Raw genomic sequence first — 10,630 nt, 5'->3', positions numbered from 1 at the left:
AGTACTTTGGCGAGGCATGTCACGTTTGGCTGATATTGAAGTTGCTTACGAACTTTACACCACTTAGCCTTCAGCTCAATTGGCCGTACAACTACGGTGCTCTTGAAATTTGTGGGTAAAGATTAGATTTGGAGAGGGGTAAGGGGTAGGATTGAAATTTAGCATTTCGGATTCGCCATTAAATATTTTGCCAAAAAGCACGCACTGACGAATGGAAGTGTGCAAAGAAATTACTGATAAGGTACTAATGGGTTAAATATTAAGACCAACAAAATTCTCTCTAAACCTTTATTAATAAGGGTTTATAAAATAGTATCAAAATTTAGTGCAGGATTCAGGAGATAATAAAATATACATGCTCAAAGGGGTTAATTCATGATGCCAAAAATTTCAATAATCGTACCAAATTATAACGATGCCTCCAGGATCTCGGAATGTATACGGTCTTTGCTGGATCTAAATTATCCTAAAGAAAAACTGGAAATTATTATAGTAGATAATGGTTCCACGGATAACTCATTACAAAGTATTAAGGCATTTCCGGTTAAATTATTAATAGAAAAAGAAGTGAAGGGTTCTTATGCAGCAAGAAATTTAGGGGTTAAAAATGCCGAAGGTGAGATACTGGCATTTACTGATAGCGACTGTGTAGTAAATAAATATTGGTTGTGTAATGCAATAAAGTATTTTGCTGCAGAAGATGTTGGGGGTGTAGCAGGGGAGATTCGAGGTGGAGAACCAAAAACATTGGTGGAAGAATATCAATTATTTACAAAGGCATTAGACCAATCAAGATATTTCAACCATCCATATTATCCATTCGCCGTAACTGCAAATGTATGCTACAAAAAGATTGTATTCGATAAAATAGGCCTTTTTGAAACACATTGGGTTTCCGGAGGTGATGCAGATTTTGCATGGAGGATGCAAATCCACGGCAAGATGAAATTAATGTATGCCGCTGATTGTATTGTATATCATCATCATAGAGCAAGCACAAAAGGATTATATCTGCAAAGCAAAAGGCATGCGTATGGCGCTTGTTTACTGAATGCGAAATACGATAATAAATTTCTGACAAGAAAAGAATCAAATAATAAATTAATCTTATATCTGAAAATATCTCGAAAATACGTGGGGAAAACCATCCTTTTTCCCGCATTCTTATTGTGCAGAAGCAAGATGATATACTTTTTATATCTTGATAGGGTTTCAAAATTAGGGTACTTCAAGGGACTTATTCAATACAGGAAAGGTAACTAATTACCTAAATAACAAGTATGAATTATTCCATTATCGTTGCGACGTGTAATCGGCAAAATGACTTAGCAAAACTTATTGACTCAATTTTGATGCAGACCGTATTACCATTAGAAGTAATTATTGTTGACCAGAGCGATACCGGTGACACAAAAAAGTACATAGAAGATTGCCGGAAACAATTTCTAACCAAATCTAATAAAATAGAAGTTATATATATCTATCAGGCGGAAAAAAGTTTGGTTGCTGCAAGAAATAAGGGCATAAATATCGCGATAGGGGAAATTGTTAGCTTTTTAGATGACGATGTCGTTTTGTTTGAGGACTATTATGAACAGGTACTTCGTTATTTTAATAATGATGAAAAATTAGGCGGAGTTGGTGGAAACGTAATGATTGAACGTGAACTGCAAGGGTGGAAATGGAAACTTCGAAGGGCAATGCTAAAAATATTTTTGCTCAATAATTATGATGGGAAGATGACCGTTTCCGGTTTTGGGTATCCCATAATAGGAATAGCAATTGATAGGCCAGTGCAAGTGGAGATGCTCTTAGGTTGTAATATGAATTTCAGGAGCGAATATTTGAAGAATGATAAATTTGATGAATGGTTTATCGGCTATAGCTTTCGGGAAGATGCAGAACTGTCCTATAGGATATCACGGGAAGCGGTTTTAAAAATGATCCCGGAGGCTAAACTCTATCACAATTGTAGCAAATCAAATCGCATGAATATTCGACCTAAAAAGGTAATGGAGGTAAAGAACTTCTATTACGTTTATAAAAAACATGCTAAGAAAACAATGATATCCAATATCGTATTTTTTTATTCATTGTCAGGGTTATGGATAATATATGGTATAGAATTCTTATGTAATGGAAATAAGGAAAAGTGTAAGCAATTACAAGGATTTACAGAAGGGATCATCAGTCTTTTAAAAACAAACAATAATCCCTGAAGAACTAATATAGACAAGCAATTATTGTTTTCGAGTATTTACACATCCCTAAAGCCCATCTTGATAGAGTGGACTTCCATCTTTCCCCTCTAAAAAGAGGGGTGGCAGCGTAGCTGACGGGGTGTGTATTACATGCTGCGTTACCCTGAATTTCTAAAATTGGATTTGTTTGGCTATAACTTACCCAAACATAATAAAATCGCTGCCAAAGGCAGCCAGGTTTATTTTTTTACTACTAACTACCACAATTTATTGAGAAGTTACAAGAAATGGGAAAAAACATATTTGCGGTAGCGCTGCTTTCAACTCTGTTTGCAGTTTCTTTATTATATGATGTAAAACTAGCGGTTGTCTTTTTGTTAATGACGATAACCATCGTCTTTGTCTCTAGGAGTGAACTGGCAGTTATAAATATTTATTTCTTTGTCTATCTGGCTTTTGCAGGGTTTGCAGATAGATTGAGTATTTCATTATCGGGAAGCCAAAGCATTAATTTGCTGGGGATTCTCAATATAATGATGATTTTGTTTTTTTATATAAGGTTAAAAGATTTTCTTCAGGTAAAAAGGGAGTATTGGAATAAAAGCATCATATATCCGATACTTTTATTTTCACTCTATTTAGTGTTAACGACGCCTTTTTCAGTGAGCTTGTCGGCATCTGTCAGGGGTTTAACCAGGGTACTTGCAGCATTTTCCTTTTATTTATTGACCTACTTTGTTGTTGTCAACAACAAAAATATTGAAAAAAAGATATTCAAATTCATAACGGCTATCTTTATCGCATTGTTAATCTGTGGGATTGTTGAGTACATAACTGGGTATAATGTCTTTTATGGACGTTCGATAACTAATCTGATTTATCTGGATTCTCAAGTTATCCAAAGTTTTGAAAGAATACGAACCAGCTTTCCGCACGCGCCTGGCTATTCATTTGCCCTGTTAATGTTTTTACCACTGTACCTCTATTTTTTCATGAGAAAGAGAGACGGCAAATATCTTTATCGCCTTCTCCCGTTTTTATTTTTATTAAATATACTTCTCACTTTTACCAGAATTACTTGGGCCGCCGTTGCTATCCAATTAATCCTCTTTTTCTTCTTGTTCAAATATAAAAAAATACTGAGATTTGCTTTGCCGTTAGGGATAATCTTTGTGTTTATATCGAACCAGATTATTTCTCGTGCGTCAACCGTTGATAGCTCTGCATTAGGAAGGTTGGAGAAATTTCAATATGCGCTGAGTATCTTCAAAGATCATCCTATCTTCGGTAGTGGGATTGGGACATTTTTTGCGTTATCTGCCTTAGAATTCGATACAAATATTGCTGCACATGGGGATTATATGCGAATGTTTGCCGAAACGGGGATTTTCGGAGGTATAGGCTATGTAATCTTATTATTTACGATGATTGTTTTTGCAGTAAAAAATCTTAAAGAAAACGATTTTGCAAAGGCGGCATTGCTTATGCTTGTTGGTTTTATGGTATTTGGTATAACTGATAACGCACTTGGGTACAGCCATATATTTTGGGGATTGCTTGGGATATATAACGGGTTAATTGTTCGTGAAAATTCCCAAAAAATATATTTTTGCCCTCAAATTTAATTAGAATTTTTAAAGGGTCTTGCTCAGGTTTTTATCGCAGTATTTTTTTCGCTTATAGTAAGTATAACTGTGTAAAAAACTTCTTTTTTTGTAAGTTTTTTAACAACCACCCTCATACCCAAATTTATTAAAGGTGGATTTGGTTGCAGCTTTAACGCTCTAGTTAATAATGAGTATTTTTACTTAACTAATATGAAAGGTTAATTACAAATATTATATTCTCATCCTTAGCAGGTCTTATATTTGCAGATAATATTTTGGAAGAAAAGACATGCTATAAGAATAATTCACAGTCGATAATCATATCGTTTCTTGGTGTTTTGCAGAAAAGGAGTTGATAATTGCAGGTTAGGATTAAAGAGGGAGAAATAAATTTACCAGATTTTTTACTAGTGGGTGCTGCAAAAAGCGGAACAACCTCTCTTTACCAATATTTAAAACAACATCCTCAGATATATATGTCAGAAAATAAAGAACCGTGGTTTTTCTCTTTTGCAGACATATATAAGGAAGAAGTCCATAATTTTAGTGGTAAGGGTGATACAGTAACTGATTTTATGAAATATGTAAATTTATTTAGAGGCGCAACAAATGAACAAGTAGTTGGAGAAGCTTCAACAGTATATTTATACTTATATGAGGAGACAATAAAGAACATTAAAAAATACCATCCCAATTGGAAAGAGTTAAAAATTATTATAATTATCCGTGATCCATCAGAGAGGGCATTTTCCCATTATTTGAATAGTGTTGGAGATGGGTCATGCAATTCATCTTTTGAAGAAGAAATAGAGAAATGGAATATAAAGCAATGTTCAGATCTTTGGAACATTATTGATTATGGTTTTTATTATAACCAAATAAAATCATATAAAGATACTTTCGGCCAAGTAAAGATATATCTTTTTGACGATTTAGAGGAACGTTCCGCACTGCTTGCTCAAGACTTATACAGATTCCTGGAAGTAGATACTTTCTTTAAGCCAAACACGGATCTTAAATACAATGTTTCAGGAAATTCCGGTAAATTTTTGCGAAAACTTATTTATAAACCAAATTTGATTAAAAAGGTAGTTAAGACATTTCTACCCATAGAAACTCGAACAAAAATAAAAAATAATATTTTGGGAAAATTCGCCTACAAATCCAATTTGGAAAACTCACAAAGGAAGATTCTTAAAGAAATATATAAAGAAGACATTACAAAATTACAGGACTTGATAGATAAGGACTTAACGCGCTGGTTACGGAGAAATTAAAGCAAAAATCATCGTTATCCTGTTAAGTAATTAGCCGGTAAACCTGCAAGACATCTGGCGAATTGTGGGGGAATTTGTCGTGTATTACAACACGAAACGATTACAGGGTGAAAGTGGTTGTATCGCCCATCAGAGCGACGGACCGTGGATATAAAACTATCCTCTTTTTCACCAAATTATGACGAACCAGCGCTCCTCTTATGCTTACAAAACCCTATGGGTTTGGGGTAAAACCGCAGCTTTAATAACTTACTTTTGATTTAAAAATTCCAATTTACAGAGAACCAACACAATTTTGAGATTTCAATATGAAGATATTATGGTTTCCTAGACTACAATTTGATATAGATAAATTACATATAACCACATGGAGAGAGATGTGCAAAGAAATTAAAAACTTGGGACATTACGTTGAGATTGCAATAGCAGGTAAGCAGAATAATGAGGAGATATTCACAGGAAAGTATATAAGTATTCCTATTATAAGGATAAAGTTTTTTCGAAGTTTAAGTTTTTGGATAAATGGTTTTTTAAAATTCATAATAAGTTATCATAAATTCAATCCCGATATAGTCATTTTAAACCTGTATACCATCTGGTTTAGCTTACTACTTATGTTCTTACCTCAAAAAAAACGTCCGTTAATTATTGTTGATAACAGGACACCTTTTTATAATTCTGCATCAGATGATACTATTAAAATAAATGATAGAATAATGAGGTCTTTTACAAGGTTATGCTATTGGTATTGTAGAAAATTTTTAGACGGCATGACTGTAATAACTGAACACTATAAACAACAAGTATGTAAAGATTTTAAATTTGATGTTTCTGCTATAGGGGTATGGGGGTCAGGGGTTGATATTGAAAGGTTCTCGCCTTTAAAATATACAAATAAGGACGCACCGTTTTTCCTCAAAGACAAATTTGTCTTAATGCAACATGGCGGAATTACTTACAACAGAGGTTTGCTTGAAACGGTTGAAGCCTTGAGTATGATAGAGAGAGAAGATGTTTGTCTTGTTTTAATTGGAACCGCAATTGCTGGTAGTAAAGCAAAAGATGACATTCTGCAATTGATTAAGAAATTTAAATTAGAAAAAAATGTCTTTGTGTTACCGCCTGTGCCGCACGCAGAGATACCAATGTATATTAGTTATTGCGATTGTGCAATTATGGCATATCCAAATATTGAGTATTGGAATAATAATAATCCCATAAAATTACTAGAATATCTTGCGATGGGGAAAGTTGTAATGTGTACTGATATGTGGACTTTCAGGAAAGTAGCAGGGAATAAAAATTGTGCGTATTACTTAAAAGATAATAGCCCGGAATCTATTGCCCAGGCAATAAATGTTTGTTATCAAAATAGAGAGTCATTGCAAGAATGGGGTAAGGAAGGTATTGAAGTTATTAAAGAAAATTATACATGGCGTAAGCAAGCGCAAAGATTATTAGACTTTATCGTAAAATTACAACAAAGGGAGAATAATATATTGTAAATTATACGCGACAATTTTTTGAGTTTCCAGTTTATCCTAAGCTGGCATAGCCAGAACCAAACAAGTATAAAATACAAAATAAACTCCAAAGTTCCACCACTATCCCCCCCAAAGGGAGAGAATGTACCCCGATAGCGGGGGTACACCTCAGGGGGGTGGAATTGAAATTTTGAGTTTATTTCAAATTTAGAAATACGGGTTTCGTATTGAGCATTTCGGATTTCACCATTAAATATTTTGCCAAAAAATGCGAAGAGATAACTAATAAGGTACTAAAAACCTTATTATTTGTGCTAAAGAAATAGACTTTATTGAAAATTTACCCACACAAAACTTAGTAGACCCAAAAATATTAAAGGGGATAATAATGCAGACTCCGGCGGAAAAATATCTTATAGATACAATAAAAAAATCCCTTAATCAAAATTATGAGCTTTTCAGTGATAAAGCGAAGTTAATTAATATTGGGGGGGGGAGGAGTACCGTAATTGAAGATAATTTAATTAATGGTGTTTTTCAATTTATTAGTGACCGTGTAGACGTAGAAGATATAAAGTTTAATAACTCTTTTGTTGGAAATTTTTTCCGATGTTCTGTTGAATTCATGCCTCATGTGAAATCAGGTGAATATGATGTTGCATTTGCAAACTATGTTTTGGAGCATGTTCGAGATATAAATATGGCTGCTTCTGAGATACTCCGTATTTTAAAACCAGGAGGGATATTTGTTACATCTATTCCAAATCCTCAAGCACCTGAGTTTGTTGTATCAAGATTAACTCCATTATGGTTTCATAAAATAATACGAAAAAGAGAGTCGTGGGAGACTTATTATTCCTACGAGAGTGTAAAACAATTGAGTAAGATTTTTAACAAGGCAGGGTTTGAAATGATAGATGTTTTATACTGGTCATTTTCGTATGGTTACTTAAATAGGTTTCCTGTTATTAATAGAATATCCTGTGTTTATGATAAATTAATGGATTTTTTAAAACTGAAGCATTTCATGAATAATGTATGTATTGTTTTAAAAAAACCTCTTAAATAGATAAAAATGAAACTAAACGTACTTCATATCAATAAATTTCATTATATGCGTGGCGGGAGTGAGGCTGTTTACTTTGAGACGGCAAAAATACTGGAATCTCACGGGCATAAATCTCTTTTCTTCTCCATGCAACATCCGGAAAATCAATCCTGTGAAACCAAGGATTATTTCATGCCTTATGTAGATTTGAATACCAATAGCAATGGCATTATAGACCAACTAAAAAGCACAGGCAGGATTCTTTATTCTTTGAAGGCAAAGAAACTGCTCTCTAAATTACTGAATGAACACCCTGTGGATATTGCACACCTCCATAATATCTACCATCTGATTTCCCCTTCAATCTTGCATACTTTAAAAAAAAGAAAAATACCTGTTGTGATGACACTCCATGACTATAAGATGGTTTGCGCCTCTTATTTAATGATGGCTAATGGTAAAAACTGTGATGCTTGTTCTGGGGGAAAATATTTAGCAGTAATTAAAAACAAATGCGTCAAAGGCTCACTTGCGAAAAGCTGTCTTGGTGCATTGGAGATGTATGTGCATCACAGGCTGTTTGATATATACAACAATGTGGACGTCTTTATCTCCCCAAGCCTTTTTCTGAAAAAAAAACTGGCGGAGATGGGTTTTAGAAAAAAAATCATACATTTGCCTAATTTTATTGATATAGAGAAATTTGGAAAAGTGAAGGGCGGGGAAAATGGTAGTGAGGGCTCCATAGTTTATTTTGGCAGACTAGCGCCGGAGAAAGGATTATATACACTTATTAAAGCGACAAAGCTGCTAAATACGAATTGCAAAGCCGAGGTTAAGATAATCGGTGATGGGCCAATAAAAGTAGACCTAGAAGAAAAGGCTAAATCGGATGGGAATCATAATATTCAATTTCTTGGATATATAAAAGGTGAAGTGTTATATAAAGAGATAAAGAAATGTTTGGCTGTTGTTCTTCCCTCTGAGTGGTATGAAAATAATCCCATGTCAGTATTAGAGGCCTTTGCCCTTGGCGTACCAGTTATCGGGGCAAAAATCGGTGGAATTCCGGAATTAGTAAAAGATGGAATAACAGGACTGACTTTTGAATCAGGAAATGCCCATGAGCTGGCTGAAAAGATTAGATACGTATTGGACAACCCTGGTAAAGCCGTAAAGATGGGGGAAAATGCCAGGGTATTTGTAGAACAAAATTTGAACGCTGAAAAGTATTATCAGGGATTAATAAACATTTATAAACCTGCGATAGGAAAACATTGACATGAATATAAAAACAGTCAAAGCAGTCGGCAACTTACAGATTGCAGATAGAGAATTTAGGACTGAGGACTGTTTTCGTACTTGTTTGGTTCAGGCTATGCCGGTTTAGGGCTTCTCGCTTACTTTAAAAACTTCTTTTTACTCAAAAAGGACAAACTATGGTGAATCAGAAAATGCCACTGCCAAGGGAAATTTGCATCATACTTACTTACAGATGCAACGCAAAGTGCAACATGTGTGATGTGTGGCATTATCCTACTAAATCAAGCGAAGAAATTACCATAAAAGATATAGAAAAATTACCATTCGGGTTGAGGTTTATAAATATTACCGGAGGAGAACCCTTTCTCAGGCAGGATATTGCTGAAATTATTGAAGCAATACGTCCCAAGACGAGACGAATAGTTATAAGTACTAATGGATTTTTTACCGACAGAATTGTAGGGCTGTGCCAAAAATATCCTGATCTTGGAATAAGGATAAGTATAGAAGGATTCCAAAAAGCTAATGACACTATTCGAGGAATTCCTGAGGGATTTGACAGAGGGTTGAGAACACTGTTCACATTACGAAAAATGGGTTTAAAGGACATTGGCTTTGGTATGACAGTCCAGGATATGAATTGTAAAGATCTTATACCACTATATGAGTTATCAAATGCACTTGGCTATGAGTTTGCCACTGCAACGCTTCACAACTCACACTATTTTTACAAACTGGATAACCGCATTGAAAATAAAGATGTGGTGTGTAATGAGTTCTCCAGGCTGATCGTAGAATTATTAAAGTCGAAATCTATTAAGAAATGGTTCCGTGCATATTTTAATTATGGTCTTATGAATTACATCTATGGTGGCAATAGGTTTTTAAAATGTGAAATGGGTTCCGAATCCTGTTTTATAGACCCATCAGGGGACGTTCTTCCCTGCAATGGCATGAACTGTAAAATGCCTATGGGAAATATTAAAGAAAGTTCATTTGAAGATATCTGGAATAGCAAAAGGGCAGATGCGGTTCGTAATGCCGTTGATACATGCGATAAACGATGCTGGATGGTGGGTAATGCAGCGCCTGTGATAAAGAAGCATATACGTATTCCCATGAAGTGGATTGTAAAAAATAAACTACGTGTTATGATGAATAAAGAACCTGAATTGTGCTTGCCGGATATGGGTGATAGCTCATAGCTCATGGCTGATGGTCAAGGGAGGGGAGGAAAATGAGTGAAATAAGGTTTAGTTTTGAAGATTTGGAGGTTTGGCAAAAAGCTGTAGATTTTGCAGTAAGTGTCATTTATATTGCTGAAATAATAAATACTAATCAGAATCATTACAGGCTTATAGAACAATTGGAATCATCTGTAACATCAATTTCCGCAAACATTGCCGAAGGCAAAGGGCGTAATTCTAAAAAGGAATTTATCCAATATCTGTATGTCGCACGTGGGTCACTATTTGAAACAATTACTTTTCTAACTATATTTTACAAAAAGAAATGGATTTCCAGTTCAAACCTTAATGATTTACGAATAGCAGGAGATACAATCGGTAAGCAGCTTTCAAGTCTTATAAATTCAATAAAAAAAACTATTTAGCTGATAGCTGATAGCTGATAGCTCATGGCTGATGGTCAAGGGAGGGGAGGAAAATGAGTGGAATAAAGTTTAGTTTTGAGGATTTGGAGGTTTGGCAAAAAGCTGTAGATTTTGCAGTTAGTGTCATTGATATTGCTG

9 protein-coding genes are annotated in these 10,630 nt (G+C 34.6%); all 9 read left to right on the top strand.

Translation table 11 applies throughout. The features are described 5' to 3' along the window. Positions 1–375: 375 nt before the first annotated feature. Positions 376–1,263, top strand: coding sequence for a glycosyltransferase (locus QZT26_RS14270; protein ID WP_295103083.1), 888 nt, complete (start codon positions 376–378; stop codon positions 1,261–1,263). Positions 1,264–1,280: 17 nt separating this feature from the next. Continuing rightward, positions 1,281–2,219, top strand: coding sequence for a glycosyltransferase family 2 protein (locus QZT26_RS14265; RefSeq protein ID WP_295103081.1), 939 nt, complete (start codon positions 1,281–1,283; stop codon positions 2,217–2,219). 269 nt (positions 2,220–2,488) lie between these two features. Continuing rightward, a complete protein-coding gene (locus QZT26_RS14260) occupies positions 2,489–3,826 on the top strand; it encodes an O-antigen ligase family protein (protein WP_295103079.1) in 1,338 nt (445 codons plus the stop codon). A gap of 341 nt (positions 3,827–4,167) precedes the next feature. Then, a complete protein-coding gene (locus tag QZT26_RS14255) occupies positions 4,168–5,085 on the top strand; it encodes a sulfotransferase (RefSeq protein ID WP_295103076.1) in 918 nt (305 codons plus the stop codon). Positions 5,086–5,393: 308 nt separating this feature from the next. Then, positions 5,394–6,590 (top strand): glycosyltransferase family 4 protein, encoded by a 1,197-nt coding sequence (locus QZT26_RS14250; protein ID WP_295103073.1) that lies wholly within the window; start codon positions 5,394–5,396, stop codon positions 6,588–6,590. Positions 6,591–6,957: 367 nt separating this feature from the next. Then, entirely contained in the window at positions 6,958–7,638 is a 681-nt protein-coding gene (locus tag QZT26_RS14245; RefSeq protein WP_295103071.1) for a methyltransferase domain-containing protein, read from the top strand. Positions 7,639–7,644: 6 nt separating this feature from the next. Then, positions 7,645–8,898 (top strand): glycosyltransferase family 4 protein, encoded by a 1,254-nt coding sequence (locus tag QZT26_RS14240; RefSeq protein WP_295103068.1) that lies wholly within the window; start codon positions 7,645–7,647, stop codon positions 8,896–8,898. Positions 8,899–9,056: 158 nt separating this feature from the next. Continuing rightward, positions 9,057–10,085: a radical SAM protein gene (locus tag QZT26_RS14235; protein WP_295103065.1), complete on the top strand. Its 1,029-nt coding sequence runs from the start codon at positions 9,057–9,059 to the stop codon at positions 10,083–10,085. A gap of 32 nt (positions 10,086–10,117) precedes the next feature. Then, the gene (locus QZT26_RS14230; RefSeq protein ID WP_295103063.1) at positions 10,118–10,492 is read left to right on the top strand and encodes a four helix bundle protein; all 375 of its coding nucleotides are present in this window, start codon (positions 10,118–10,120) and stop codon (positions 10,490–10,492) included. Positions 10,493–10,630 lie beyond the last annotated feature (138 nt).

The sequence above is a fragment of the uncultured Candidatus Kuenenia sp. genome (genome assembly GCF_900696675.1).
GTDB lineage: Bacteria > Planctomycetota > Brocadiia > Brocadiales > Brocadiaceae > Kuenenia > Kuenenia stuttgartiensis_A.
The sequence above is the reverse complement of the archived record's forward strand: the minus strand, read 5'-3'. Positions and strand labels throughout refer to the sequence as shown.

Excerpts from the sequence above, each read along its gene's own strand:
- QZT26_RS14260 (WP_295103079.1), top strand. The coding sequence starts at position 2,489 with ATGGGAAAAAACATATTTGCGGTAGCGCTGCTTTCAACTCTGTTTGCA.
- QZT26_RS14245 (WP_295103071.1), top strand. The coding sequence starts at position 6,958 with ATGCAGACTCCGGCGGAAAAATATCTTATAGATACAATAAAAAAATCC.
- QZT26_RS14250 (WP_295103073.1), top strand. The coding sequence starts at position 5,394 with ATGAAGATATTATGGTTTCCTAGACTACAATTTGATATAGATAAATTA.
- QZT26_RS14230 (WP_295103063.1), top strand. The coding sequence starts at position 10,118 with ATGAGTGAAATAAGGTTTAGTTTTGAAGATTTGGAGGTTTGGCAAAAA.
- QZT26_RS14270 (WP_295103083.1), top strand. The coding sequence starts at position 376 with ATGATGCCAAAAATTTCAATAATCGTACCAAATTATAACGATGCCTCC.
- QZT26_RS14265 (WP_295103081.1), top strand. The coding sequence starts at position 1,281 with ATGAATTATTCCATTATCGTTGCGACGTGTAATCGGCAAAATGACTTA.
- QZT26_RS14235 (WP_295103065.1), top strand. The coding sequence starts at position 9,057 with ATGGTGAATCAGAAAATGCCACTGCCAAGGGAAATTTGCATCATACTT.
- QZT26_RS14240 (WP_295103068.1), top strand. The coding sequence starts at position 7,645 with ATGAAACTAAACGTACTTCATATCAATAAATTTCATTATATGCGTGGC.